At 57.5% G+C, this 25,992-nt stretch carries 24 protein-coding genes; 16 read left to right on the top strand and 8 right to left on the bottom strand.

Annotated elements, in window-relative coordinates:
- Positions 1 to 82: 82 nt before the first annotated feature.
- The 5 genes from VJ956_RS07000 to VJ956_RS06980 all read left to right on the top strand — a co-directional run bounded on the left by VJ956_RS07000 (position 83) and on the right by VJ956_RS06980 (position 6,768).
- Positions 83 to 1,885, top strand: coding sequence for an acyl-CoA dehydrogenase (locus VJ956_RS07000; protein WP_324083157.1), 1,803 nt, complete (start codon positions 83 to 85; stop codon positions 1,883 to 1,885).
- A 66-nt stretch (positions 1,886 to 1,951) separates the two neighbouring features.
- Positions 1,952 to 2,212: a hypothetical protein gene (locus VJ956_RS06995; RefSeq protein ID WP_324083155.1), complete on the top strand. Its 261-nt coding sequence runs from the start codon at positions 1,952 to 1,954 to the stop codon at positions 2,210 to 2,212.
- Between the two features lie 276 nt (positions 2,213 to 2,488).
- Positions 2,489 to 4,594 (top strand): PhoX family phosphatase, encoded by a 2,106-nt coding sequence (locus VJ956_RS06990; protein ID WP_324083153.1) that lies wholly within the window; start codon positions 2,489 to 2,491, stop codon positions 4,592 to 4,594.
- A 101-nt stretch (positions 4,595 to 4,695) separates the two neighbouring features.
- Entirely contained in the window at positions 4,696 to 6,345 is a 1,650-nt protein-coding gene (locus VJ956_RS06985) for a methyl-accepting chemotaxis protein (protein WP_324083151.1), read from the top strand.
- Positions 6,346 to 6,396: 51 nt separating this feature from the next.
- Positions 6,397 to 6,768, top strand: a complete 372-nt coding sequence (locus VJ956_RS06980; RefSeq protein ID WP_324083149.1) for a hypothetical protein — start codon at positions 6,397 to 6,399, stop codon at positions 6,766 to 6,768.
- Here VJ956_RS06980 and VJ956_RS06975 read toward each other — a convergent pair whose 3' ends face one another.
- Positions 6,769 to 8,094 carry an MFS transporter gene (locus VJ956_RS06975; protein ID WP_324083147.1) on the bottom strand — a complete coding sequence of 442 codons (1,326 nt, stop codon included), beginning with the start codon at positions 8,092 to 8,094 and terminating at the stop codon, positions 6,769 to 6,771.
- 149 nt (positions 8,095 to 8,243) lie between these two features.
- Here VJ956_RS06975 and VJ956_RS06970 point away from each other — a divergent pair, with 149 nt between their 5' ends.
- From VJ956_RS06970 to VJ956_RS06950, 5 genes are all read left to right on the top strand, one after another.
- Positions 8,244 to 9,086, top strand: coding sequence for a 23S rRNA (adenine(2030)-N(6))-methyltransferase RlmJ (locus VJ956_RS06970; protein WP_324083145.1), 843 nt, complete (start codon positions 8,244 to 8,246; stop codon positions 9,084 to 9,086).
- Between the two features lie 21 nt (positions 9,087 to 9,107).
- On the top strand, positions 9,108 to 10,013 hold the full coding sequence (locus tag VJ956_RS06965; RefSeq protein WP_324083143.1) for a DMT family transporter: 906 nt from the start codon (positions 9,108 to 9,110) through the stop codon (positions 10,011 to 10,013).
- Entirely contained in the window at positions 10,010 to 10,318 is a 309-nt protein-coding gene (locus VJ956_RS06960) for a GIY-YIG nuclease family protein (protein WP_324083141.1), read from the top strand. Before VJ956_RS06965 ends, VJ956_RS06960 begins: the two co-directional genes overlap by 4 nt.
- 166 nt (positions 10,319 to 10,484) lie before the next feature.
- Entirely contained in the window at positions 10,485 to 11,510 is a 1,026-nt protein-coding gene (locus VJ956_RS06955; RefSeq protein WP_324083139.1) for an alpha/beta hydrolase, read from the top strand.
- Between the two features lie 24 nt (positions 11,511 to 11,534).
- Positions 11,535 to 12,194 (top strand): OmpA family protein, encoded by a 660-nt coding sequence (locus tag VJ956_RS06950; RefSeq protein WP_414674396.1) that lies wholly within the window; start codon positions 11,535 to 11,537, stop codon positions 12,192 to 12,194.
- 70 nt (positions 12,195 to 12,264) lie between these two features.
- Here the strand turns inward: VJ956_RS06950 and serA are convergent, their stop codons facing one another.
- Complete coding sequence (gene serA, locus VJ956_RS06945; protein ID WP_324083137.1) at positions 12,265 to 13,494, bottom strand: phosphoglycerate dehydrogenase; 1,230 nt, start codon at positions 13,492 to 13,494, stop codon at positions 12,265 to 12,267.
- A 158-nt stretch (positions 13,495 to 13,652) separates the two neighbouring features.
- Here serA and VJ956_RS06940 point away from each other — a divergent pair, with 158 nt between their 5' ends.
- The 4 genes from VJ956_RS06940 (at position 13,653) to VJ956_RS06925 (ending at position 17,016) form a co-directional block, all read left to right on the top strand.
- Positions 13,653 to 15,056, top strand: coding sequence for an FAD-binding oxidoreductase (locus tag VJ956_RS06940; protein ID WP_324083136.1), 1,404 nt, complete (start codon positions 13,653 to 13,655; stop codon positions 15,054 to 15,056).
- Positions 15,057 to 15,104: 48 nt separating this feature from the next.
- Positions 15,105 to 15,617, top strand: coding sequence for a DUF2244 domain-containing protein (locus tag VJ956_RS06935; RefSeq protein WP_324083134.1), 513 nt, complete (start codon positions 15,105 to 15,107; stop codon positions 15,615 to 15,617).
- 63 nt (positions 15,618 to 15,680) lie between these two features.
- A complete protein-coding gene (locus VJ956_RS06930; RefSeq protein ID WP_324083133.1) occupies positions 15,681 to 16,337 on the top strand; it encodes an SIR2 family NAD-dependent protein deacylase in 657 nt (218 codons plus the stop codon).
- Positions 16,338 to 16,476: 139 nt separating this feature from the next.
- A complete protein-coding gene (locus VJ956_RS06925) occupies positions 16,477 to 17,016 on the top strand; it encodes an acyloxyacyl hydrolase (RefSeq protein WP_324083131.1) in 540 nt (179 codons plus the stop codon).
- On the opposite strand, the gene VJ956_RS06920 is transcribed toward VJ956_RS06925, so the two are convergent.
- The 4 genes from VJ956_RS06920 to VJ956_RS06905 are packed head-to-tail and all read right to left on the bottom strand — an operon-like array spanning position 16,991 to position 21,022.
- Entirely contained in the window at positions 16,991 to 18,385 is a 1,395-nt protein-coding gene (locus tag VJ956_RS06920) for an AarF/ABC1/UbiB kinase family protein (protein ID WP_324083129.1), read from the bottom strand. The two genes, VJ956_RS06925 and VJ956_RS06920, sit on opposite strands and share 26 nt — an antisense overlap.
- Positions 18,386 to 18,435: 50 nt before the next feature.
- On the bottom strand, positions 18,436 to 19,101 hold the full coding sequence (locus VJ956_RS06915; RefSeq protein WP_324083126.1) for a fumarylacetoacetate hydrolase family protein: 666 nt from the start codon (positions 19,099 to 19,101) through the stop codon (positions 18,436 to 18,438).
- A gap of 57 nt (positions 19,102 to 19,158) precedes the next feature.
- Positions 19,159 to 19,701, bottom strand: coding sequence for an adenine phosphoribosyltransferase (locus tag VJ956_RS06910; protein ID WP_324083123.1), 543 nt, complete (start codon positions 19,699 to 19,701; stop codon positions 19,159 to 19,161).
- A gap of 22 nt (positions 19,702 to 19,723) precedes the next feature.
- Positions 19,724 to 21,022 carry an NCS2 family permease gene (locus tag VJ956_RS06905; protein ID WP_324083122.1) on the bottom strand — a complete coding sequence of 433 codons (1,299 nt, stop codon included), beginning with the start codon at positions 21,020 to 21,022 and terminating at the stop codon, positions 19,724 to 19,726.
- A gap of 267 nt (positions 21,023 to 21,289) precedes the next feature.
- Here VJ956_RS06905 and VJ956_RS06900 point away from each other — a divergent pair, with 267 nt between their 5' ends.
- Positions 21,290 to 21,856: a BLUF domain-containing protein gene (locus VJ956_RS06900; protein ID WP_324083120.1), complete on the top strand. Its 567-nt coding sequence runs from the start codon at positions 21,290 to 21,292 to the stop codon at positions 21,854 to 21,856.
- A 167-nt stretch (positions 21,857 to 22,023) separates the two neighbouring features.
- Positions 22,024 to 23,004, top strand: a complete 981-nt coding sequence (locus VJ956_RS06895) for an NADPH:quinone oxidoreductase family protein (protein ID WP_324083117.1) — start codon at positions 22,024 to 22,026, stop codon at positions 23,002 to 23,004.
- Between the two features lie 196 nt (positions 23,005 to 23,200).
- On the opposite strand, the gene VJ956_RS06890 is transcribed toward VJ956_RS06895, so the two are convergent.
- Together VJ956_RS06890 and VJ956_RS06885 are read right to left on the bottom strand one after the other, a co-directional pair.
- Positions 23,201 to 24,028, bottom strand: a complete 828-nt coding sequence (locus VJ956_RS06890) for an NAD(P)-dependent oxidoreductase (RefSeq protein ID WP_324083116.1) — start codon at positions 24,026 to 24,028, stop codon at positions 23,201 to 23,203.
- On the bottom strand, positions 24,025 to 25,992 hold a 1,968-nt coding region (locus tag VJ956_RS06885), incomplete at its 5' end, for an acetyl/propionyl/methylcrotonyl-CoA carboxylase subunit alpha (RefSeq protein ID WP_324083114.1). The genes VJ956_RS06890 and VJ956_RS06885, both read right to left, overlap by 4 nt.

Raw genomic sequence — 25,992 nt, 5'->3', positions numbered from 1 at the left:
CAGCGCCTTTTCGCTAATGAATGCATAACCCGGGCCATACCCGTGTGCGCCGGAGATGGCAATCAACAACAGGAGACCGACCGTGACTGACACCCTGATCGACCGCCGCGACCTGGCCTTTCAGCTCTACGAAGTATTTGACACCGAAAGCCTGACCGGGCGTGAGCGTTTCAGCGAGCACAGCCGTGAAACTTTTGACGCGGTGATTGAAACCGCAGACAGGATTGCCCGCGATAAATTTGCCAGCCACAACTCGCTGGCTGACAAAGACGAGCCAAAGTTCGTGAACGGTGAGGTCGAAATGCTGCCGCAGGTCAAGGCCGCGTTCGACGCCTATGCGGACGCCGGATTCATTGCCGGGCGTTACGATTACGAATTGGGCGGGATGCAGCTTCCGGAGTCGGTGATGGCGGCCTGTAACGGTTTTTTCACCGCTGCCAACCCCGGCACGGCCGGTTATCCTTTCCTGACCACCGCAGCCGCCAACCTGATCCGCGTCTTCGGTAATGACAGGCAGCAAAACATCTTTCTGCCCCATATGCTCAGCGGCCGTTTCAGTGGCACCATGGCGCTGACCGAGCCCCATGCCGGTTCGTCGCTTTCTGATATCCGCACCTCGGCGACGCCAACCGAGGATGGCGATTACCTGATCAGGGGCGCGAAAATCTATATCTCCGGTGGTGAACAGTCCATCACCGAGAACATCGTTCACATGGTGCTGGCGAAGATCAAGGGCGCGCCGCCCGGGGTCAAGGGTATTTCCCTGTTTATTGTTCCCAAGTTTGTGGTGGATGAAGACGGCAATTCCACCGACCGGAATGGCGTCAGCCTGGCCGGGCTGATCCATAAGCTGGGTTACCGGGGCACTACCTCGACAGCGTTGAGCTTTGGCGACGATGCACCCTGCCATGGGTATCTGGTGGGTGAGCCGCACCAGGGCCTGAAATACATGTTCCAGATGATGAACGAGGCGCGGATAGGTGTCGGCTTCGGCGCCGCCGTAATCGGCTACCGTGGTTACCTGCACAGTCTGGAATACGCGAAAGATCGCCTGCAGGGCCGCAAGGTGTCCGAGAAGAATCCCGGAACGCCGCAGGTTGCGATCATTGAGCACGCTGACGTCCGGCGTATGTTGCTGGCCCAGAAAGCCTACAGTGAGGGTGGAATGGCGCTGTGCCTGTATGGTGCCCGTTTGATGGACGATCAGCATACCCACCCTGATGAGGAAAAACGTGTTGGTGCCGGGAAATTGCTGGATCTGCTGACTCCGGTGATCAAGGCCTGGCCCTCCGAGTACGGGCCAAAAGCCAACGATCTGGCGATTCAGGTTTATGGCGGCGCCGGTTATACCCGCGAGTATCCGGTTGAGCAGTGTTGGCGTGACAACCGCCTGAATCCTATTCATGAGGGCACCAACGGCATTCAGGCACTGGATCTGCTGGGCCGCAAGATCTGGCAGGATCAGAGCCATGGCCTGCAGTTGCTGATGCAGGAAATGCAGGTCGATCTGGAGGCAGCCACCACCGGGCGCTGCCAGCAGTGGGCGCTGTCACTCAGCGAAACCCTGCAGCAGGCGGTCAAAGTCACCCAGATCCTGGGCAAATCGCTGATGTCGGAGGATCCTGACAAAGTACTGGCCAATGCCTCCTGCTATCTGCATCTGTTCGGCCATATCATGGTGTCGTGGATGTGGTTGCGTCAGGCCAATGCGGCGGCACAGGGGCTGGGTTCTGCCACCACCGATGATGAACGCAGCTTCTATCAGGGCAAGTTGCAGGCTGCCCAGTATTTTTTCCATTGGGAACTGCCAACTGTGGCCCAGGATCTGGTGCTGCTGAGAAACCAGGACGACACCTGCCTGAACATGAAAGCCGACTGGTTCTGATGCTGGCGAAAACCGGGTTCCTGGACCAGACTTGAGAACATGCCAGCGGCCAAGGGGTTTTCTGCCATGTCCTCATCGTCGATCGACGGAGCCGCCCGGGCGGTGTCCTGCGAAATCCAGAACCTGCTTCGCGAGTATGCAACCTCGTCCCGGCTCGCGGAAATCGTCTACCGGGACGGCGCCGGCCAGATTCAGACCAGCCATGATGTGATTCGCGATCTGTTCAGCCGGGCCGGCCAGGACTTCATCTGTCTCGGCCGCGGCCAGATGCTGCGACTGGACCACGTACTCACCCTTGACGGCCGTCTGATTGCCGGGCCCACCTGATTTTTGAAGAGCACGAATATCAACAGATTAACTCTCAGTTCGCTCGTATAGTTGATGAAGCTGGCGATGCAGCAAGAGACGGCTATAACCACATGACCGGGTAAAGCTCCGGCCCGGGAAACCGATACGATAACAGACAACCCGGCTTCGGCCGGGTTGTCTGGTTATTCTGTCAGCAAACCGACAACTAACTGCAATGTTTTGTTCATCGAACTGCAATTCAACAGGCTCATAGTGAAGGTCCGATAATGATATCAATCCTGTCTGGAGCTTCTGATGAAAAAGAATATTTCTGTAAAACGTCCCGATCCTGCCAGTGTTTATGATCGAGAGAACGACAGTCCATCCTTTGGCAGTATTATGAGAGCGCGCATTTCCCGTCGCGACACCCTTCGCGGCAGCCTGAGCTTTGCAGCTGTGTCGGTGTTTGCCGGTGCGGGAATCGCCGGCTGTTCGGATGACGATAACAGTTCGTCTTCCGCCAGCCCTGCAAGCGCTTCCGACCAACAGCTTGGTTTCAAGTCCGTCAAAAACAATGTCGATGATCAGGTAGTCGTTCCGGAGGGCTATCAGTACGAGACGATCTTACCCTGGGGAACACCACTTTTAACGGGTGCGCCGGCCTTCTCTGTCAATAATTCGGGCGCCGAGCAGGCACTGCAGATTGGTGACGGGCATGACGGAATGTACCTGTTTCCCACCCAACTGGATGCCGGTGGAGTACTGCCATTCCCCTCCCCGGTGACGGATTCAGCTCTTATGTGCCTGAATCACGAATTTACGATTAACAAGTTTCTGCATCCCAACGGCGTTACGCGAGACAGCAATGGCCGGCGCACCAACGCAGATGAGGTGCGTAAAGAAATAAATGCCCACGGTGTTTCAGTGACCGAAATTATGCGCTCCAGTGGTAGCTGGGGCCTGGTCAGCGCGGGCAGGAATCGCCGTATTACAGCTGCAACCCCTACAACCATGGCCGGCCCGGCGGCGGGTTCATCGTATCTCCAAACCAGGTACAGTGCCGATGGAACCCGGGGCCGCGGTACCGTTAATAATTGCGGGTTTGGCTGGACCCCCTGGGGCACCTATCTTGCCTGTGAAGAAAACATTCAGGGCTACCTTGTTGATACCAGTGGCTCTATTTCGGATGTGAAGAAGCGGTATGGAATTACCGCCAATGGTTTTGGCTATCACTGGAACCAGGTCGCAGGCGATGCCAGCGAGAGCGACGACGAGTTTGCGCGTTGGGATACAGCAGCAACCGGGTCATCGGCGACGGAGGATTATCGCAATGAGGCGAATCAGTTCGGCTACATCGTTGAAATCGATCCCTATGATCCATCGGCTGCGCCAGTAAAGCGCACGGCGATGGGGCGCTTTCGCCATGAGGGTTCGATGCCGGGTCTGGTCCAAAGTGGGCAGAAGATTGCGTTCTATATGGGCGACGATGCGAGAGGCGAATACTGCTACAAGTATGTGACGGCCGAAGACTGGGATCCGGCGCGGGTCAGTGAACTGCGTGGAACCATGCTCGACAATGGCACTCTTTACGTCGCCAAGTTCAATGAGGACGGATCCGGCTCCTGGCTGGCGTTGGATATTAATGATCCGGTGACCGGTCCGGTACTACAGAACGCTGGTTTCAGCTCACAAGCCGAAGTATGTGTGTTCAGCCGACTGGCTGCCGATGCCCTCGGGGCAACTACTATGGATCGTCCTGAGTGGTCCGCCGTCGATCCTGTTTCCGGCGAAATTTACTACACGCTGACCAATAATAACGACCGTGGTGATGCCGGCGAGGAGGCCGTAAATGGCGCCAATCCGCGGCCTGACAATGAGTACGGTCATATCATCAAGCTGCGGGAGGGTAACGACAATTCTGCCGCCACCAGTTTTACCTGGGACATTTTCGTGTTCGGTGGTCCTGCCGGAGGCGATCCGAAATACCAGGATTCGAATTTGTCGGGCCTGACACTCGAGAACCAGTTTGCGAGCCCCGATGGCCTCTACTTTGATCACCGGGGGGTTCTCTGGATTCAGACGGATAACGGTGGCAACAAGGTAGCGAGTGATACCAACGACCAGATGTTGGCGGTGATACCGGCCAATCTGACCAGAACCAATGGTGCTGCCTCGATGGTGACTCCGGATAACCAGGCTCAGGTAAAACGGTTCTTCGTGGGTGTGCCCGATTGCGAGGTGACTGGAGTATTCCTGTCCGCTGACAGCAAGACGCTTTTTGTGAACCTGCAGCACCCTGGCGATAGCGGCTCGCCTGCCGATCCGAAGAGCAGCAGTTCGTTTCCCTACGACGCGAGCGATCGACCACGGGCCGCTACTGTGGTGGTTACGCGGACAGATGGCGGCGATATAGCCATGTAAGTCCCTTGCACTAAAGTATGAGCCGAATCTGCCGCAGCGACACTGATTCCGATTGATAGACTGCTAAACTCTTGAATTACGCGATCTTCAATGAGGTTACAGTGGTCGGATTCAGTCAGTCGTTGATCCGGAGTGGTCTTGTAATTGGCGCCGCGACCGTTCTGGTCGCGGCGTTACTATTTTACGTTTTCGGCCTGGACTGGGTCGCGGTATCGATTGGCGTCGTTATCGGTCTGCTTGTGTCCGGTGGTTTTCTGATGCTTCGCGCCTTGATCCCACTTGAGACCGGTATCCGTTTGCTCAGTGAGGGCAAGCTTGATTCCTCGGGGCCAGCGGCGAGGGAGCTGGGGCCGCTCATCGATAAGGTCAGCGCCGGCGAAGTCCTGATGGAGTCGCTATCTGGCACCGCAGACAAGAATGCGGTGTCCGCGGCTGAGGTTTCCTTTTCGGCAGACCAGCTGAAGCGTCGTCTCGATCAGCAGGTTGAAGAGGCCGCGCGGTTGGAAGAATATGCCAAGCAGATCACCGAGAATGTTGAGCAATGCTCTGCTCAGGCCAATGAGGCGTCGCATCTTGCCAGCGACACACAGCGGGTGAGTGAGCGGGGGCGGGAAGCGCTGAGCATTGCGATTGATCGGGTGCGACAGATTCATGAGCAGTCCTCTGAAAATCTTTTGCTCATTCAGGCGCTGAACGAAAAAGCGAACAGGATTCAGAGTGTCACAGCCACCATTCAGGGGATCGCAGAGCAGACCAATTTGCTGGCCCTGAACGCCGCCATTGAAGCCGCCAGAGCCGGAGAGCAGGGACGGGGTTTTGCCGTTGTGGCGGACGAAGTCCGTCAGCTTGCAGGTCGCACCGCGGTTGCCACCGCCGACGTGGAGTCCACGCTGACGGAAGTGCGCACGGATACCTCGAATATTCTCAACCGGATTGAGCAGCTGGGACAGGCGGTTGAACAGGGCCTGGAATCGGTTGAGTCTGTTGGCGCTCAACTCGGCCAGATTGATGGGCAATCTGGTCAGTTAAGTCAGCAAGTCCTTCAGATTGCTGAGAAAGATGAGCATAACAGTCAGCAGCTTCAGCAGATGTTTACGTCCATTGAGAGCATGACCGGACAGATGCGGGAGAGCGAGCGCCGCTTGCAGTCACTCGCTGAAATGTCGGCCTTGCTGATGGAACTGGCCGAACAGAGCAATGCCACTCTTGCCCTGAACAGCCCGGACAGCTATCACCGTCCATTCTATGAGCGGGCCCGTGACGCCGCGGCCGCCATTGGGGAAATGTTCGAATCAGCCATCGGGTCCGGCGAAATCACTCAGCAGGCTCTGTTTGACGAGTCACGGACACCCATTCCCAACACCGAGCCTCAGCAATACACGTCGAAATTCGACGCCTTTACGGACCAGCGGCTGCCTGCAATTCAGGAACCGGTCAAGCAGTCTCATCCGGCCATGGTATTTGCAATTGCCACGCGACCAGACGGTTACGTACCGAGCCACAACCGCGAGTTTGCCCATCGACCCACCGGCAAGCCCGAAGTGGATCTGGTCAAGAGCCGCAGCAAGCGGTTGTTCAATGATCGCACCGGTGGGCGTTGCGGCAGCCACACCCAGACCATGCTTCTGCAGACCTATCGGCGGGATACTGGCGAAATCATGCACGACCTGTCTGTTCCGATTTACGTCAATGGCAAGCACTGGGGAGGGTTCCGGCTGGGTTACAGGCCGGACGAGAACCATTCTGTTTAAGCGCAAGACACGTTATAGTCCGGGTTTGAAGCAGTCAGCAGGGGGCCAGATTTGTCTGAGCAAGAATACATAGCGGCCGGCACCAGACCGGAGGATCGTCGCAAGGATCCACTGAGAAACCTGGCGGTTGCCGTTTATATCCTTCAGGCCCTGTCGTTTTTTCTCGGCGGGATCAGCGGCCTTGCAGGGGTCATTGTCAATTATGTAAAGCAGGACGAAGTCCGGGGAACCTGGATTGAACCCCATTTCCGCTGGCAGATACGTACTTTCTGGATCGGACTGCTGTGGGGCGTTATCGGCTTTGTCACCACGTTTATTATTATTGGCTGGTTTATTCTGCTGGGCATTTCCATCTGGATCATCTATCGCATCGTCAAGGGCGCACTGGCCCTGAACGATGGACTTCCGCCAGAGCCGGTCTGATCAGTCATTGGTGACGTCTTTCAGGCGCACTGCGCTGATGGCCCCGGCGAGCCCCATCAGGCCGAGGGCCAGGATCACGGCCACCTCTGAAATCATCGACACCAGCGCCGTCAGGCCGCCCACCACCAGTAACAGCACGCCAATAATCGTGTTGCTGACAGAGGTGTAATCGGTGCGTTTGTTGCCCCCGGCCATATCCACCAGATAGGTTTTCCGGCCCAGACGAACGCCCGCATGGGCGATGCTGAGCACAAAGAAACCGGCGGGATAGAACCAGCCAACCCACTGGCTATCGCCGGATATCCAGGCCACCAGACCCACAATAAGGCAGGATCCGCTGGTAACAAGCGCCCCGCGTATCATCACCTTTCTGCTGGAGTCGTCCGCCATCCAGCCCCATACGCTGGCGCTGACGGAGCTGGCAAGACTGCTGGCAAGCAGGAATACGCCCAGCAGCATGCCGCTGTCATTTGCTCCCTGTGCCAATACCACAAAATAGGGCGCGGCCAGGGCAGAACAGAGCAGCAGTGCCCTGGTAATGACGAAATGCCGGAAGGGCGGGTCATCCCGAAGCAGTGAGAGGCTTTTTACTGCCTGCCCGAGGGCATTGCCACCGCCACCGGTTTCGCCTTCGTATTCATCGACTGACGCAAACATCAGCCCGGCAATGATCCAGAGGACAGCGGCCAGCAACAGCAGCAGTGTGTAAAACAGCAGGCCGGGATCACCCCGGTCCCAGAACAGCAGGACTGTGAGGACCACGGTGGTGGTTCCTCCGATTGTGGAGGCAAGGCCGGATAACCGTCCCCGGCGTTTTTTGGGAATGCATTTACCCTGCACGTCCTTCATGGCTACAGAGCAGAAGCCACGCGCCAGCGAAAACACCACCAGAGCGGCAACAACGCCCGTGCCGGCGGCATAGCCCTCCAGAAACCACACGCTCGCGGCCATGCCACCCACGCTGACAGCCTGGCCAAAGCTGCCCAGGGTCCAGAACCACTTGCGCACAGGCTTCTGTCTGACCCAGGCACCGATCACCATCTGCGGGATCAGAGAACCGGATTCGCGGATTGGCACCAGCCAGGCAACCAGTGCAGGGGCGCCAACCGCACTCAATAGCCAGGCCAGGACGGTCTTGGGGCTGACCAGCAGGTCGCCAAGCTTTGTCAGTACGTTGCTGGCCAGAATCAGGAAAAAATTGCGGGGAACCTCGCGGCACGCCTCCTCGGGTATGTCCCTACAGACCCGGGCGTCTTCCTCGTTGGCAATGAGGCTGTAGAGCTGGTCAATTGTGTCCTTGCTGTTGTCTGGCCTGTTCTTGGACAAGGCACTGTCCTCCGGTCAGATTTGTTAAAAGAATACCAGTTCTGCCTGTAAACTGGTGTCCCGTCTGGCTCTCAATACCCTCAGTGGCTTAGTAGGTCAACGAATTAGCCAGCCGGGACACTGTACCTTTGGCCGCCGGGAGTTCTGAAATGCTGAGTTATCTACATGCTTTTCATGCCGGAAACTTCGCCGATGTTCACAAGCATGCGGCGCTGACTCTGGCTATCCGGATGATGCATTCCAAATCTTCGGGAATTGCCTGTTTCGATACCCATGCCGGCAGTGCTTTTTACGATCTTACGGATAAAAGCGCATTAAAGACCGGTGAGGCCGCTTCCGGAATTCACCGACTCTGGTCATGGCGTGACCGGCTGCACGGGGATGACTGGCAGGCCATGCTTGATGAATGGGCTCAGGGCCAGGGAGCCGATGGATCTCTGGTGAATTACCCGGGCTCACCGCACTGGTTTGAGCGGTATCTGCGGCAGCAGGACAATCTGACTGCATTTGAGCTGCATCCGGCAGAAGGTCAAACCCTGGCCAACTGGGCACGCCGGCATTCCCGGGTCAGGGTGCTGCAGGAGGACGGGCTCAAGGGTCTGCTTAGCCATCTGCCACCCCGGCAACCGCGACTGCTGGCACTGGTCGACCCCTCCTACGAAATCAAAACCGACTATGAAGAAGTTGCCCGCACCATGACCCGTGCCTGGCAGAAATGTCGGCACGGGGTGTACCTGATCTGGTACCCGATACTGCCAGGACGGCCGGATGAAAAGCTGAAACAGGCAATATCAGCGAGCCCTATTAACAAGGTGCTGTGTAGCGAGGTCATGCGCAATCATGCCCCGCAACGCGGGATGTGCGGCTCCGGGATGCTGGTAGTGAATCCGCCGTGGGGCTTTGGGGACAGACTTCTGGACATGATGAAGGCCGTGGCCGGTGATCAATGCCTGGCAATCACTGCTACGGTACACTGGCAGGTTCCCGAGTAAATTCTGGGCTGGAAGACGCCAATGACTAATCAGAACCAGGCGATGCTGTACGGGTTGGCAACGGTGCTGCTCTGGTCCACCGTTGCCACCGCTTTCAAGCTGTCGCTGCGGGAATTTTCCCCGGTCCAGATGCTGGTGGTGGCCTGTGCCGCTTCAGTGGTGGTGATGGCGCTGATTCTGGTTGGCCAGGGCCGCTGGCATCTGGTGTTTGCCCTGACCCGCCGCCAGTATCTGCAGTCCATGGGTATGGGGCTGATCAACCCCTGCCTGTATTATTTTCTGTTGTTTGGCGCGTTTGACCGCCTGCCCGCTCAGGAAGCCCAACCCCTGAACTACACCTGGGCGCTGGTGCTGGCTTACCTGTCGGTGCCGTTTCTGGGGCAGCGATTGCGACGCGCCGATATTATAGCCGGGCTGGTCTGCTACAGCGGCGTGGTGGTGATCGCCACCCGTGGCGATGTGCTTTCACTGACGTTTTCGGACCCGCTGGGCGTTGCCTTTGCGCTTGGCAGTACGCTGGTGTGGGCCTCCTACTGGATCATCGCCACCCGCGACACCCGGGATCCGGTGGTCGGTCTGTTTCTGAATTTTCTCTGCGGACTGCCGGTGATTGCCTTGATCTGCGGGCTCACGGACGGGTTCGACTTCCGGCCTGGTATCGCTCTGGGTGCGGCGGTCTACGTGGGCGTATTCGAAATGGGGCTTGCCTTCGTGCTCTGGTCCTATGCCATGAAAAAGGCTGAAAACACATCGAAAGTCAGCAACCTGATCTTTATATCGCCGTTTCTGTCGCTGGTATTCATCTACTTCATTCTTGGCGAGATCATTCTGCCGTCCACCTATGTCGGGCTGGTGTTGATTATGGCGGGCCTGTGGATTCAGCAGCACCGTTCAAGAGCAGCCGAAGCGAGGCTCAAGCAGCCATGAGCCGCTGGTACGTCTATCTGGTAAGAACAGCCGGCGGCGCGCTCTATACCGGCATTACCACCGATGTCGACCGGCGCTTTGCCGAGCATCAGGCCGGCGCACCGAAGGGTGCCAGAAGTCTGCGTGGCAAAGGGCCGCTGACGCTGGAGTTTCATGCAGCAACAGCCAGCCGCGCCATGGCCTCACGGCTCGAGTGGGCCATCAAGCAATGGCCCCGGGAGCAGAAAGAGGCGCTGATCAGGGGTGAGCGTGAGCTTCCCGGGTTCGCGGGGCGGGCTCCTCCGGGTGCTGATGCCAGTGACTGAAGTCACCGGCTTCGCGCCGTGCTGCCGTGGCGAAGCGCAGATTAAACCCTTGCCATGGTGTCAGCCGGACGCTCAATCCTGGCTCTGGTGTGATAACCTTACGGCTCGAAAACAGAGCTGGTCTCTGCTGATCTGTGACTCTCTTTCGACAGGCGTTTGACTCTACGTGTACTGGAAAACAGATACCATAGAAATACCGGGCTGGGATCGGGCGTCCTTGCTGCATCACGTTGTCCGTTTTGATCCGGGTCGGGGCCACGAACTGGATGAAGACATGGTGGCCTATTGCCGGTTTTATGGCCTGGACCTGTGGGTAGAGTACCCGGAAGTCGAATACCACCAGGGCCATGTGGATGCAGAAAAGCACCAGGTCATGGTTCACTACTTCCGGCTGCCGGAAACCGAAGGCAAGCCGCGCAAGGGTACTGTATTCATTTTCCATGGCTATTTTGACCATGTCGGACTTTACAGTCAGTTAATTGAGCGCTGCCTCGGGGACGGTTTTGATGTTCTGGCCTACGACCAGCCGGGCCACGGTCTTTCCAGCGGCACGCCGGCCGCAATCGGCAGTTTTCTCGAGTATCAGGCGGTGCTGACGGATGTTCTGGAAAGCGTGAGGGACCAGGTGCGCGGGCCCTGGTTTGCGGTGGGGCAGAGCACGGGAGCCGCAATCCTGATTGATTACCTGCTTTCCAATCATCACACCCCCAGCACTTCGGAGTTCAAACGGGTGGTATTGCTGGCGCCACTGGTGCGCCCGGCCGGCTGGCTGGCAGCAAAAATGCTGCACAGTGTGATGAAGCCATTCGTATCCCGGTGGCGAAGGGCTTTTGCCACCAACAGCAGTGACTCCCGTTTTCTGGAATTCCTGCGCGAGTTTGACCCGCTTCAGGCCCGGGCCGTGCATGTTGACTGGGTGAGCGCGCTGCGGCGCTGGGTCCCGCATATTGAATCGGCCCGACCGGTGGATTTCCCGGTGACCGTTGTCCAGGGAAAAAAAGACACGACGGTAGACTGGCCCCACAATTTGCGGATAATCCGGAACAAATTTTCGTCTGTAGAGGAACTTCTGATTCCTGACGGGCGTCATCACCTGGTCAATGAAGCCAAAGATTTGCAGGCAGCGGTGTTCAATACCATCGTTGATACGTTTAACCAGAATTCAGGCGGAACTGCATCCGGGACCTGTTAACCAACCCGCTATCAGGAGATTGCTTTGAAAAAGATAATTCTTGCGCTTGCCTTTTCCACCCTGACCCTGGGTGGCTGTATGACCTATGATCCTTATACCGGTGAGGAGAAGACTTCCAGCGCCACCAAGGGCAGCATTATCGGGGCAATTGGTGGTGCCGCTGTCGGTGCTGCCACATCCAGCAAAAGCGACCGGGGTAAGGGTGCGCTGATTGGCGCCGCGTCCGGAGCGGCCATTGGTGGTGGCATCGGCTACTACATGGACCGACAGGAGGCTCAACTGCGCCACAGGCTGGAAGGCTCGGGAGTCAGGGTAGTCCGCAATGGCGACCAGATTGACCTGGTCATGCCAGGCAACATCACCTTTGACACCAACCAGTCCACCATCAAACCAACCTTCAGCGATACGCTGGAATCAGTGGCGCTGGTTCTGAAGGAGTTCGACAAGACCACGATTCGGATTGAAGGCCATACCGACAGCACCGGTTCGCGGGATTACAACCAGCTGCTCAGTGAGCGCCGCGCTGGATCCGTACGTGACTTCCTGCTGAACCAGGGCATTGAGCCCGGGCGCACCCGGGCGGTGGGTTATGGACCCAGGTCACCCATTGCATCCAATGAAACAGCCGCCGGGCGGGAGCAGAATCGCCGGGTGGAGCTGACGCTGGTGCCCAATCAGCAGTAATGCAAAAAACAGGCACTGAAAACAGGAAAGCCCGGCCATTGGCCGGGCTTTCCTGTAGCTGATGATCTGATCAGAACAGGACGCGACACCGGATGGTGCCTTTGACATGGAGCAGTTTCTCCAGCGCCAGTTCGCCATATTCCTTGTTGACGTCAACCACCACGTAGCCAATCTCTTCCTTTGTCTGCAGATACTGGCCACAGATGTTGATGCCGTTATCCGAGAGCACCTGGTTAATTTCCGACAGCACGCCCGGTACGTTTTCGTGAATATGCAGCAGCCGATGCTGGTTGGGGTGCGATGGCAGTGCCACTTCCGGAAAGTTCACGGAAGAAACCGAGGTGCCGTTGTCGCTGTACATTGCCAGCTTCTCGGCGACTTCCCGCCCGATGTTTTCCTGGGCCTCGATGGTGGACCCGCCCACATGGGGCGTCAGAATCACGTTATCAAACTCGCGCAGCGGCGAGATGAATTCCTCAATGTTGGATTTGGGCTCCACCGGGAACACGTCAATGGCGGCCCCCAGCAGTTTTTCACTTCGCAGGGAGTCGGCAAGCGCGTCAATATCCACCACAGTGCCGCGCGAGGCATTCATCAGTATGCTGCCCGGTTTCATCTGGGCAAACTGCTCGGCCCCGAACATATAGCGGGTGGCGGGTGTTTCCGGCACGTGAAGGCTGACAACGTCGCAGGTATTCAGCAGTTCCTGCAGGGTTCCTACCTGAGTGGCGTTACCGATGGACAGCTTGGAAACCACATCATAGAAGTACACATCCATGCCCAGGCCTTCGGCAAGAACACTGAACTGGGTGCCGATATTGCCATAGCCAATAATACCCAGTTTCTTGTTGCGGATTTCATAGCTGTCTTTGGCGGATTTCAGCCATTCGCCACGGTGGGCCCTGGCGTTTTTCTCAGGCACTCCGCGAAGCAGAAGAATGGCCTGGGCGAGAACCAGTTCGGCGACACTGCGGGTATTGGAAAAAGGCGCATTAAAAACCGCGATGCCACGACGGGTGGCCGCTTTGAGGTCCACCTGGTTGGTGCCTATACAGAAACAGCCAACAGCGACCAGTTTCTGGGCCGCATCAAAGACTTTTTCGGTCAACTGGGTGCGCGAACGAATGCCGATAAAATGCGCTTCGGCAATCCTGTCAATAAGCTCGTCTTCGGCCAGCGAGTGGGAAAGGAACTCGATGTTGGTATAGCCTGAGGCATTCAGCGTATCAATCGCCGACTGATGAACGCCCTCGAGTAACAGGATGCGGATTTTGCTCTTTTCCAGAGACGTGTTTGACATGGGCTGGGTTCCGAACCTTTCGTCATTGAATTGGTCATTAGAAATGACCTGCAAGTGGCGCTGTTAAAGGCCAGGCTCACAGAGCAGGGGCGGTATGATACCATAGCTTACGCATTTTACAGCGCATGCTGACCAACCTTTTATGAGACTGGATTTCCATGAATTCTGAACAGATTATCGCCACTCTGCGTGCCCTGATGGATCAGGGGCCTGCTCCGGGCAAAGTGCTGACCGACCCGGCCGATCTTGATACCTATGGCAAGGACTGGACCAGGATCTACCCGCCCAGGCCGGTCGCGATCGTGCTGCCGAAAACGACGGAGCAGGTTCAGGCGCTGGTCCGGTTTGCCAATGAAAGTCAGGTGGCGCTGGTGCCTTCCGGTGGTCGTACGGGATTGAGCGCCGGTGCGGTGGCTGCCAACGGGGAAGTTGTGGTGGCATTCGATCTGATGAACCGGATTCTGGATTTCAGCGCCAGCGACCGCATGGTTCGCTGTCAGGCCGGAGTAGTCACCGAGCAGCTTCAGCAGTTTGCCGCAGACAACGACCTGTATTACCCGGTGGATTTTGCTTCGGCGGGTTCGAGTCAGCTCGGGGGCAATCTCTCAACCAACGCGGGTGGCATCAAGGTAATCCGCTATGGCATGAGCCGGGACTGGGTCGCCGGGCTGAAAGTGGTCACGGGAAAAGGCGAAGTACTGGATCTGAACAAGGATCTGGCGAAAAATAACACAGGTTATGATCTTCGCCATCTGTTTATCGGCGCTGAAGGCACCCTCGGTTTTATCACCGAAGCGACCATGAAACTCGCCCGTCAGCCGGAGAATCTCACGGTACTGGTGCTCGGGCTTGGCGATCTCGCCAATACCATGGATGTGCTGCAGACCTTTCAGAAGAAAATCGATCTGACCGCCTACGAGTTCTTCTCTCATCAGGCCATGGGCCATGTTCTGGCCCATGGCCAGGTGCAGGCACCGTTTGCAACCGAGGCGCCTTACTATGCGTTACTGGAATTTGAATCCGTCTCTGACCAGGTGATGGAGGACGCCATGGCGCTGTTTGAGCAGTGCATGGAGAACGGCTGGGTGCTGGACGGTGTTATCAGCCAGAGCGAGACCCAGGCCCGGAACCTGTGGCAGTTGCGGGAGGGGATTTCCGAGTCTATTGCGCCGCGCACGCCGTATAAGAATGATATCTCGGTTGTGGTCTCGAAAGTGCCCGGCTTCCTGCAGGAAATTGACGCAGTAGTCACCGAGCACTACCCGGATTTCGAGATCATCTGGTTCGGCCACATCGGGGACGGCAACCTGCACCTGAATATCCTCAAGCCGGAGGACATGGACAAAGAGGATTTCTTTGAAAAGTGCCAGCAGGTGAACAAGTGGGTTTTTGAGATCGTGCAGCGCCATGAAGGCAGCGTGTCTGCTGAACACGGTGTTGGCATGACCAAGAAGGCCTATCTGGAATACACCCGCAGCGCCGCAGAAATTGCGTATCTGAAAGGTATCAAGCAGGTCTTTGATCCCAACGGGGTGATGAACCCCGGCAAGATTTTCGACTGATACGATACCCTGACGGCCACCGGCACTGCGGGCAACGGGGTTTCTGCTATGGTGGAAGAATTGTCGGCGGAAGAAGGGCGCCGCTACCTGCTCACGCCAAACCGGTCGATGAGCTGGGGGGGTAATGTCCGGGTGTGGCTTGCCCTCCTCGCCCTGACAGCGTTTGTCGCCACTGGTATGAGCCTGATGGGCGCCTGGGTGGTTCTGCCATTTGCAGGGATTGAACTGGCGGCGCTTGCCGGTGCCTTTTATTACACTTCCCGCAAGTGCCAGAGAAAAGAAGTCCTGGTGCTGACCCCGTCGATTATCCGGCTCGAAAAGGGCGCCACGCAGAAAGAAGTCGAATGGGATTTGCCGAAACAGTTTGTGCGCGTTTATCAGAACCTGGCGCCGCACCCTTTCACGCCGCCCAAGCTCTACTTCAAGTTCCGCGATGATGAGATTCCGCTGGCCCATTTCCTGAACATCGAAGACACCAGGATTCTGATCAGCATTCTTCAGCAATACGGCATTCCCATCCAGAAGCGGGAAGTCCAGGAGCCTATCTCGTTCTGGCGCTAACCCACTCTGAACCGGAGGTGACCTATCAACTCTGAACATATTGTCGTGCTTACAGGTGCCGGAATGAGCGCCGAAAGTGGCCTGTCGACCTTTCGGGACAATGGCGGTCTGTGGGAAAAATACAGCGTTTACGACGTCGCCACACCGCAGGCGTTCGAGCGCAATCAGGAGCTGGTGCTACGCTTTTACAACGAACGGCGGCGGCAGCTGGGAAGCGCGCAGCCCAACCGTGGCCACCAGTTGCTGGCCGAGCTGGAAGCGCGTTATAAGGTTACTGTCATTACCCAGAATGTGGACGATCTTCATGAGCGCGGTGGCTCATCCAGGGTGATCCATCTCCACGGTGAGCTGACCAGGGCGCGCAGTTCGGTGGACCCGGATCTTGTCTACGACATAGGCTACCGTGATATCCGCCCGGGCGACACCTGTGATCGCGGAAGCCAGCTCCGCCCGCATGTCGTATGGTTCGGTGAGGAAGTGCCGATGCTGGACGCCGCCGCGGAAGTGGTCAGATCAGCTGACCATCTGCTGATTATCGGAACGTCGCTACAGGTTTATCCTGCCGCGAGTCTGGCGCACGAGGTCGATATGACGGTACCAATCACGGTAATTGATCCGGATGCACCGACCTCACTGGTGCGTGCCAGCGTGATTCGCAAGGGTGCTGGCGAGGGGGTCGCCGAGTGGATCGAAAGCATCGCCAGATCCCGGGGCATCTGACTTCAACATCACATTATCCAGGTCGAGCATGATCAAGGCACCCACGACAAACGCCGGTGTAACAGATATAAATTTGGGGGGTCCATTGATGAGTTGGTGGGAAGTTTCCTCTACCCCGGATAAAAGGTGACTTTGATTCATGTATGGCACTATTTCGCTGATTTTTAAAACAATTCTTATTGCATCGCTGTTGCTTTCGTCATCATTTGTCTATGGCGGGAAAGCGCCCGGAAGTGAAAACCGCTCGCTGCAACGCCCGCTACTCAATATCACGGTCGGCCAGGTCGGGGTCGACAAGAATCTGAACGAACCCTGGCGTTTCGGCATGGAGTACCGTTTTTCTCCGCTGACACGGTTTCGTCTCGTACCGTCAACCGGCGTCGCTGTCGGAGAGAATGACGCAAGCTTTATCTACACGGAATTAAGACGGGACTTCCGTTTGACCGGGGATTGGTTACTGACTCCCAGTTTCGGATTAGGCCTGTTCAATAACCGCCCCGACCTTGATCTCGGCAAGCCCGTGGAGTTTCGTAGCGGCTTGGAAATCTCCCGCCAATTCGGTGGGGGATACCGGCTGGGCGCTGCCATATTCCATTTATCCAATGGTGGCCTGGCTGATAAAAACCCGGGCACCGAAGCCGTTGTTGTTTCGTTCAGCGTTCCCCTTGGTGGCGGCTAATGCCTTGTGTTTCCTGCCTGTTTGCTTTTCTGTCCGTTTCTGGTCCGCCGGGACCGGATTCAACGGGGGCGAGGTACTGTTCGAGCTCTTCCCGAAACGCCGCCTGCACCCCCAGCCTTTTCATCATCCAGTAATGCCCGGCAATCATCCGGTCAATGAAAATGCTTTCGACCGGTGGTTTGAAGTAATCCAGGTATTTGAAAACCGTGGTGGATTTCGCGGCGACGTCCTTGTGCAGCTCCGACCCGGCAAAATCATAGGGGGTGTCGCCTTCGAAGGGCCTGATCAGGATATCACGCCACATGGCATAGTAGGCTTCGTCCACCGCAGGCTGGTTTTCGACGCGGGCGCCGAGCGCAATCAGGTGGCGGTCCAGGGCGGCGTAATCCTCGTCCAGCGCGGACATCAATGCTTTGCGGTAGGCTTCGACGACTTCAGGCTTCAGTTTTTTCACACAGCCAAAATCATAAAGGATAATGGTGCCGTCGGGCCGGTAGGCGAAGTTTCCTGCGTGAGGGTCGCCATGGATGCACTGGTAGCGGAACAACTGGTCCGCCATCATGGTGAATATGCGGTGGCCAATCAGGTTGATGGTATCCTGGCTGTAATTTTCCGGCGTTACCTGGCTGATGTGGTCACCTTCCACCAGTTCCATGGCCAGAACACGACGGGATGAATGGCTGCTGAATACCCGGGGAATCACAACCCAGTCATCGTTCTTGTGGAATTCCTGGAAAAGCGCGAGGTTTTCAGCCTCGTTTTCGTAATCCAGTTCCTCTTTCAGCCGCACCCGGATTTCCCCGAATAACTGGTCCACATGTTCCTTGGGTAATTTGAGCAACCCGCCCAGTCTCAGAGCCATGCGCAGCTGCTTGAGGTCGCTGTCGCAGGATTCGTCCACGCCCGGATACTGCACCTTGATGATGACGTCGGTGCCGTCCTTGAGTCTGGCCCGGTGAACCTGGCCGATACTGGCCGCTGCGTAGGGCTTTTCCTGAAGGTAGTCGAACAGTTCGGAAACGGGTTTGCCCAGCTCATTCTCTATCTGGCCGACAATGATCTCAAAGGGCATGGGTGCAGCTTCTTTCTGCAGCCGCTGCAGCGCATCGGAAAATTCCTTGGGCAGAAAATCCTGGGTCTGGGAGGCAATCTGGCCGACCTTCATGACGGCGCCCTTCATCTCGCCAAGGGTGTCCGCAATCTGGTCCGCCATACGGGTGTAACTTTCGGAGCGGGCACCTTCGTTATCTTCCTCACTGCGGAACAGTCGACGCGCGCGCTGACCCGCATACTGACCGGCCACAGAGGCGGTCATGCCAGCGAGTTTGAAGAATCGGCCCCTACGGGTGGTAACAGGTTTTTTGCTCATGCCGGATATACGTTCTCGGGGACGGATGGACCAGAAATAACGGGGCGCCTTCAGCCGGAAACTACATGAGTCTCCACAAACAACGCCTGCTGCAGTTCCAGTGACAGCGTCTGGCCGGTTGCAAGCGGCCCGACCCCACTGGGAGTGCCGGTGAGGATGACATCCCCCGGCAGCAATGTGAAGTAGCTGCTCATATGGGCGATCAGCGTGGTGACGGGATTGAGCATATCACGGGTATCACCACTCTGGCGGCGTTGCTGGTCAATATCCAGGGTAAACGTCAGCTGATTCCGGGGCATCTGGTCGGCAGCAACGAAAGGCGACAGCGGGCAGGCGCCATCGAAGGCTTTCGCCCGTTCCCACGGCTCGCCCTTTGCTTTCAGCCTGGACTGCAGATCCCGAAGTGTCAGATCCAGCGCCAGGCCGTACCCCAGAATCGCAGCTTCTGCGTCACTGGCGGATGCGTCAGTGAGCGGGCGACCAATCAATACGGCCAGTTCGGTTTCGAAGTGCACAGCGCCTCTGTTGGCCGGGAGCCTGATCGGGCGCGTCAGGTGAACCGCTGACGTGGCCGGCTTGATGAACAGCAGTGGCTCGTCCGGCACCGGATTATTCAGTTCCCGGGCGTGGTCGGCGTAATTGCGACCGACGCATACGATTTTTCCAAGCGGCAGCCGGATTGGCGTGCCGTCTTTCCAGTGGTGCTGATAATCCATCAGGGCTTGCCCTCGCGGTGCGTAGTCAGAGCCAGGAACATGACAGATCCGGTGCGATCAGTCGCCTTCGAAAGAGCAGACAGTATAGACCCTGAGCCCTTCATCCTGCAGTTTCCGTGAACCGCCCAGGTCCGGCAGATCAATCATCGCCGCGGCTTCCACGATTTCAGCGCCGATGCGTCTGATCAGGCGTGTGGCAGCGAGCATGGTGCCGCCGGTGGCGATCAGGTCATCCACCAGGACGATTTTATCACCCGGTCTGAAAGCGTCTTTGTGAAGCTCGACGGAGGCAGTGCCATATTCCAGCTCGTAGTCCTCCACCAGGGTGTCGAACGGCAGCTTGCCTTTCTTGCGGACCAGCACCAGTGAGGCGTTCAGTTCGTAGGCCAGCGCCGATCCTATGATGAAGCCCCGGGCATCCACGGCGGCCACGGCATCAATGTTCTGGCCATGATAGCGGTGAACAAAGGCGTCGATCAGTTTCCGGAATGCGGTCCGGTCCTGAAGCACAGTGGTGATGTCGCGAAAAGCGACTCCGGGCCTGGGCCAGTCCGGCACTGTGCGTATCGCTTTTTTGATAGTGTCGGAAAAATAATCCATGAAGGCTCCGGGGTAACGCAGCTCAGGCCGCGTCCAGAAAGGTAAATTTCAGTATGAAGACAACCGCAATGGTGATCACGCTGGAGTTCAGGTCGGACCAACGGCCGCTCACGGCTTTCAGCACGGCGTAGGTTATAAAGCCGATGGCTATGCCATTGGCGATGGAGAAAGTCAGCGGCATCATCAGCGCTGTGAGAACTGCGGGTGCGGCGTCAGTGATGTCGTCCCAGTTTACCAGTTTCAGGCCACTGGCCATGAGCACGGCCACATACAGCAGCGCCGGAGCGGTGGCGTAGGCAGGGATGATTTTGGCGATTGGCGACAGCAGCAGACAGGCCAGAAACAGGACAGCGACGACCACTGCGGTAAGCCCGGTGCGGCCACCGGCGGAAATGCCCGCCGTGGATTCGATGTAGCTGGTGGTGGTCGATGTGCCCAGCGCAGCGCCAGACATGGTCGCCACGGAGTCAGACATAAGTGCACGGCCAAGGCGGGGCAGCCTGCCATCTTTGTCAAGCAGGCCTCCACGCTGGGCTGCGCCGATCAGCGTGCCGGAAGTGTCGAAAAGATCGACGAACAGGAACGCAAAAATAACGCTGATCATGCCCACGTTAAAGGCGCCCGCCAGGTCCAGCTGCATAAAGGTCGGCGCCAGGCTCGGCGGCGCCGATACAAAGCCGTCGTAATCAACCATGCCCAGCATCATCGCGATAGCGGTGACCGCAAGAATGCCGATCATCACCGCGCCGGTGATCTGGCGGAAGGAAAGCCCGCATATCACCACAAAACCGCCGAAAAACAGCAGGCTTTCTGCGACCTTTATGTCGCCCAGGCCCACCAGAGTGGCGGGATTATCGATAACAACGCCTGCATTCTTCAGCGCGATCAGGGCAAGAAAGAAGCCGATACCGGCTGAAATGCCGAATCTCAGCGACAACGGGATGCTGTTGATGATCCATTCCCGGATTCTGAACAGGCTCAGCAGGAAGAAAATGACGCCGGAAATAAACACCGCGCCCAACGCCACCTGCCAGCTATAGCCCATGCTGCCGACCACGGTGAAAGAGAAAAAGGCGTTCAGGCCCATGCCGGGCGCCATGGCAATGGGATAGTTGGCCCACAGGCCCATGATCAGGGTGCCGATGGTTGCCGCCAGACAGGTCGCCACAAAGACCGCGCCGAAGTCCATGCCGGTAGTTGACAGAATCGCGGGGTTAACCACGATGATGTAGGCCATGGTCAGAAAGGTGGTTACGCCGGCGATAATTTCCTTGCGGACAGTGGTGCCATGGGCCTGGAGTTTAAACAGTCGTTCGAGCATGACGGATGCCTGTCTCGTTAATGCCGGGTGGACCGTACCCTGCCTGTTGACCGGGCACACTGGAGAAAACGCCGCATTCTACCGGCTGATGTCAGTCAGGCCAAGATCTTCGGTCAGCAACTGCGATGACGCCTTTGGGGAGAATACCTTCAGACGCCGGCAGGGGGACTGTGATCCGTAAAAGCCATTGCGCCCGTAAAATACTGCTGGGATAGAGGTTGCAGCCCGGGAGCGTTGGTATGACCGCACATCATAGGAGGATTCTGTATGTCTTTAATGCGCCTTGCTTATGCCAGTGAAGCTACTTTTGATGAGAAGCCGGAAGTGCAGGGGGTAGAGCCCAATGTTGCACGCATCCTGATGATGTCCCGGAGAAACAACGCCAAGGAAGAGATTGTTGGTGGACTTTTTTACGGCAACGGCTATTTCTTTCAGTATCTTGAGGGAGAAGAACAGGCTGTTAACGAACTCTACGACCGGATTTCCCGGGATGAGCGGCATCGTAATGTTACAACGCTGATACAGGAACCCCTGCCCGCGAGGACGTTCTCCAACTGGTCGATGAAATACGTCCCACTGTCTTCAGACGTCCAGAGTTTTCTAGACAAAAACGACATGAAATCCTTCAGACCCCTGGATTTCAATCGCCCACTCAGCGAGGGAATGATCAGTGTCATCCGTGACTCCAGTGAAAAGGGCCGGGTGATTGACCACAGCCAGCTCGCTTCTTCCCGCAAAGCCAGGTCTTCCGGAATGAGCGCCGTCAGTATCGGACTCGCGCTCGCAGTTCTCGGCCTTGTGGGCGTCCTGGTGTATGCCAGCACCATATTTTGATGCAGGTGCTCTGATACCGCAGTCAGCGCCCCGTAACCTTACTGATTCGCCGAAGAAATAGAAGGGAGCATTTATCTGCCGGCATTACTCTGTTTGGCTTCAGCATCATCAGCAACTATCCTTGGGTGTCCCTTTTGACCCGACGCTGACGAATATGGAGTACCACCATGAGAGCAATTCTCTGCAAGGAATACGGTCCGGCCAACAAGCTGGTGATTGAGGATATGCCCAGCCCTGAAGTCAGAGGGCGCGATGTCAAGGTCCGGGTCAGGGCGGCGGGTCTGAACTTTCCGGATACCCTTATCATTGAGGGCAAGTACCAGATCAAGCCAGCCATGCCATTTTCCCCCGGTGGTGAAATGTCGGGTGAGGTGATTGCCGTTGGTGACGATGTCCGGAACTTCAACCCGGGTGACCGGGTTGCCGGCCTGACTGGTTACGGCGCGTTTGCCGAAGAGATGGTTGTGCCGGAGCATAATATCCTGCCCATTCCGGAATCCATGTCGGATGAAAAAGCCGCCGCTTTTTCAATGGTTTATGGCACCTCCTACTACGCGTTAAAACAGCGGGCGAATATTCTGCCGGGGGAAACTCTTCTGGTTCTGGGTGCCAGTGGTGGCGTTGGTCTGGCAACGATTGAACTGGGCAAGGCGATGGGCGCGAAGGTTATTGCTGCAGCCAGCACCGCAGAAAAGCTGGCCGTTGCCAGGGAAGCGGGTGCCGACGAACTGATCAACTATTCCGAAGAGTCTCTGAAAGAGGCGGTAAAGAAGCTGACCAACAGCAAGGGTGTCGATGTAATCCACGATCCGGTGGGCGGTGAATTCACCGAGCAGGCGCTCCGGGCCATGGCCTGGAATGGCCGCCATCTGATTATCGGCTTTGCGTCGGGTGACATCCCGAAGATTCCCGCGAACCTGATGCTGCTGAAGAGCTGTTCTGTGGTGGGTGTGTTCTGGGGCAGCTTTACCCAGCGCGAGCCGGAAACCAGCGCAAAGAACGTGATGGAATTGCTGCAGATGTTTGCCGAAGGCAAAATCGATCCGCGAATCAGCCAGGTATTCGAATTCGAGGACTACGAGAAAGCTTTTGGCGCACTGACTGGCCGGACGGCTACCGGCAAGATTGTGCTTAAGATTGGTTCCTGAGACGAGGCTCTCGGGGGAACTTAAGGTTGGGCTCCAAGCCCGCATGTCTTGGTGGAATGCACCGGTGGGCACCCTCTCCCAAAAAACGCTACAAGCCCATCCATGGGCGCTTGGCCCCCTCAACCCCGGCTATATACCAGAACAATCAGGCTAGAGCCGAAAGCTAAAGGTCCTTTTTATTTGTCCCGTGAATACACTATTCCAGAAACAGGTCTGGCATCAGCGGCTTGTCGCCGGGCTGGTAGCGGTAGGGCTCGAAATCGGTCACGCCGTCGGCTCTCAGCACGTCTTCATCGATGAGTGTCTGGCCGGTCATCCGGTCCGCGTGGCGCCCGAGAATGCTCACTGCCGCATCGGCCATGATCTCCGGCTTGCGGCCCTGAGCCATCATCTTCGGCCCGCCCACTTCGAATTCGATGGCCGCAGTGGCAATCAGGGTTTTCGGCCACAGGGTATTTACGGCAACCCTGTAGGACCTGAACTCTTCGGCCATGCCCATACTCAGCATGGTCATGGCGTACTTGGTCGTGGTGTAAGGGCCGTACTGCGCAAACCACCTGGTGTCGAGGTTCAGTGGCGGCGACAGGCTCAGGATGTGAGCCTGGTCTGACTCTTTCAGCCAGGGCAATGCGGCCTGGCTGCAAACGAATACGGCGCGGGCGTTCACCTGATGCATCAGGTCATAGCGGCTGGCTTTCAGGTTTTCCACTCCGGTCAGGCGAATGGCACCGGCATTGTTGACCAGGGCATCGATGCCACCAAAATGATGGCCGGCTTCGTCAATGCAGGCTTTTACCCGGCCCTCGTCACGCACGTCCAGCACCAGCGGCAGCGCCTGTCCGCCCGCCTCGCGAATCTCGTCTGCCACGGTGTGAATGGTGCCCGGCAGTTTGGGATGGGGCTTGTCAGATTTGGCGGCAATCACCACGTTGGCACCCTGTGTTGCGCAGGCCAATGCGATGGCCCGGCCGATGCCGCGGCTGCCACCGGTAATAAAAACGGTTCGCTTGGTCAGGTCGCTCATTGCTCTGTGTCCTCCCCGGTATGGTCAGCGCTGATTTCCGCCAGTAGCTGGTTGCGTTTCACCTGATCGCCCTTGCCCACCGCAAGGTTGGCAATCGTGCCATCCCGGTCAGCCCTGACCGGGTGTTCCATTTTCATGGCTTCCAGAATCACCAGCATATCACCCTGTTTCACCGATTGGCCCCGCTCAACCAGAACTTCGATCAGGGCACCGTCCATGGTGGCTTTAATATGGCCGCTACCGCTGCTGACTGCGCCGCTGGCAGGCTGGTGGGTGAGATCCCGCAGTGCCAGAGTCTGGCCGAACGCCTGCAAATAAAGATGATCACCCAGGCGGTGATAGCGGCAAACCTGCCGCACGCCCTGGGCGATGATGCATGCGCGGCCGTTTGCGGCGGACACCAGGTTCAGTTCGTACTGATCCTCGCCGGCGGTGACATTAATCCGGCTCCCGCTGGTGCGGACAAGTAGTTCACGGGTTTGCTCGCCGGTCGCCAGCTTCATGGGGGTAACGGTGGCCGGCGCGTTGCTCCAGGCCTGCTGGTTTTCCGGCCCCTGGCTGAACAGGCAGGCGGCCACAGCGAGCTGGCGAAGACCGATGTCGGCGGGGGCCATGGACGAGTCGTCCTGAAACCCGGTGTGCAGAAACGCAGTGGTGGCTTCGCCCCGTCCGAAGGTTTCGTTGGCAATGATCCGGGCCAGGAAATGCTGATTGGTAATGGTGCCGAACACGGTGGTATTGGCCAGCGCCGCCAGCAGCCGCCGGCGGGCTTCGTTGCGGTTTTTTCCCCAGGCGATGACCTTGGCCAGCATGGGGTCGTAATGGGGGGTTATGGTGTCGCCGCAGCGAACGCCGCTGTCGAAGCGGATGCCGTCGCCGCTTGCCGGCGCAAACACATGCAGCGGGCCGGTCTGCGGCGTGAAATTGTGGGCCGGATCTTCGGCGTAAAGCCGCACTTCGATAGCGTGTCCGTTGAGGATGATTTCATCCTGACTGAGCGGCAGCGGTTCGCCTTCGGCAACGGCCATCTGCCAGGCAACCAGATCCTGTCCGGTGACCAGTTCGGTGACCGGATGTTCCACCTGCAGCCGGGTATTCATTTCCAGAAAGTAAAAATTCCGCTCTTTGTCGACCAGAAATTCCACGGTGCCCGCACCTTCGTAATGGCAGGCCAGCGCGGCCTTTACCGCGGCTTCGCCCATCGCGAAGCGGAGTTCCGGTGTCATGAAAGGCGAGGGCGCTTCTTCCACGACTTTCTGGTGACGGCGCTGAATGGAGCAGTCACGCTCGCCCAGATAGACGGCGTTACCGTAGCGGTCGGCGAAGACCTGGATTTCGATGTGGCGGGGTTCGATCACCGCTTTTTCGAGGATCAATTCGTCATCACCGAAGGCCTGTTTCGACTCTGATCGCGCGCGTTTGAGGCTATCTGCCAGCTCTGCTTCCTGCTCGACCAGCCGCATGCCCCGGCCGCCGCCACCGGCGGAGGCTTTGATCATCAGCGGGTAGCCGATGTCTGCGGCGGCTTTGATAAGTTCTTCATCGTCTGCGTTATCGCCCTCGAAGCCCGGCACGACAGGTACGCCAGCCTTCTTCATGGCGATTTTCGAACGGCGCTTGCTGCCCATCAGCTCAATCGCCTGCGCGGGCGGGCCAACGAATATCAGTCCTGCGTCTTTGCAGGCGCGGGCGAAACCGGAATTTTCCGACAGCAAGCCGTAACCGGGGTGAACGCAGTCGGCCCCGGTTCTGCGGGCGGCATCGAGAATGGCATCGGCGTTCAGATAGGAGGCGTTGACCGGTGCCGGGCCGATGCAGACGGCTTCGTCGGCCAGTTCCACGTGCAGCGCCTTGGCGTCGGCTTCGGAGAAAACCGCGACGGTTCGATATCCCAGGGATTTAGCGGTGCGGATGATCCGGACGGCGATTTCTCCGCGGTTGGCTATGAGGAGTTTTTTTAGCAT

Origin of the sequence: Marinobacter sp., assembly GCF_035268745.1 — a bacterium.
GTDB lineage: Bacteria > Pseudomonadota > Gammaproteobacteria > Pseudomonadales > Oleiphilaceae > Marinobacter.
This window is presented reverse-complemented; position numbering and strand designations above follow the sequence as displayed.

Excerpts from the sequence above, each read along its gene's own strand:
- VJ956_RS06995 (WP_324083155.1), top strand. The coding sequence starts at position 1,952 with ATGTCCTCATCGTCGATCGACGGAGCCGCCCGGGCGGTGTCCTGCGAA.
- VJ956_RS06990 (WP_324083153.1), top strand. The coding sequence starts at position 2,489 with ATGAAAAAGAATATTTCTGTAAAACGTCCCGATCCTGCCAGTGTTTAT.
- VJ956_RS06970 (WP_324083145.1), top strand. The coding sequence starts at position 8,244 with ATGCTGAGTTATCTACATGCTTTTCATGCCGGAAACTTCGCCGATGTT.
- VJ956_RS06965 (WP_324083143.1), top strand. The coding sequence starts at position 9,108 with ATGACTAATCAGAACCAGGCGATGCTGTACGGGTTGGCAACGGTGCTG.
- VJ956_RS06960 (WP_324083141.1), top strand. The coding sequence starts at position 10,010 with ATGAGCCGCTGGTACGTCTATCTGGTAAGAACAGCCGGCGGCGCGCTC.
- serA (WP_324083137.1), bottom strand. The coding sequence starts at position 13,494 with ATGTCAAACACGTCTCTGGAAAAGAGCAAAATCCGCATCCTGTTACTC.
- VJ956_RS06940 (WP_324083136.1), top strand. The coding sequence starts at position 13,653 with ATGAATTCTGAACAGATTATCGCCACTCTGCGTGCCCTGATGGATCAG.
- VJ956_RS06935 (WP_324083134.1), top strand. The coding sequence starts at position 15,105 with ATGGTGGAAGAATTGTCGGCGGAAGAAGGGCGCCGCTACCTGCTCACG.
- VJ956_RS06930 (WP_324083133.1), top strand. The coding sequence starts at position 15,681 with ATGAGCGCCGAAAGTGGCCTGTCGACCTTTCGGGACAATGGCGGTCTG.
- VJ956_RS06925 (WP_324083131.1), top strand. The coding sequence starts at position 16,477 with ATGTATGGCACTATTTCGCTGATTTTTAAAACAATTCTTATTGCATCG.
- VJ956_RS06920 (WP_324083129.1), bottom strand. The coding sequence starts at position 18,385 with ATGAGCAAAAAACCTGTTACCACCCGTAGGGGCCGATTCTTCAAACTC.
- VJ956_RS06915 (WP_324083126.1), bottom strand. The coding sequence starts at position 19,101 with ATGGATTATCAGCACCACTGGAAAGACGGCACGCCAATCCGGCTGCCG.
- VJ956_RS06910 (WP_324083123.1), bottom strand. The coding sequence starts at position 19,701 with ATGGATTATTTTTCCGACACTATCAAAAAAGCGATACGCACAGTGCCG.
- VJ956_RS06905 (WP_324083122.1), bottom strand. The coding sequence starts at position 21,022 with ATGCTCGAACGACTGTTTAAACTCCAGGCCCATGGCACCACTGTCCGC.
- VJ956_RS06900 (WP_324083120.1), top strand. The coding sequence starts at position 21,290 with ATGTCTTTAATGCGCCTTGCTTATGCCAGTGAAGCTACTTTTGATGAG.
- VJ956_RS06895 (WP_324083117.1), top strand. The coding sequence starts at position 22,024 with ATGAGAGCAATTCTCTGCAAGGAATACGGTCCGGCCAACAAGCTGGTG.
- VJ956_RS06890 (WP_324083116.1), bottom strand. The coding sequence starts at position 24,028 with ATGAGCGACCTGACCAAGCGAACCGTTTTTATTACCGGTGGCAGCCGC.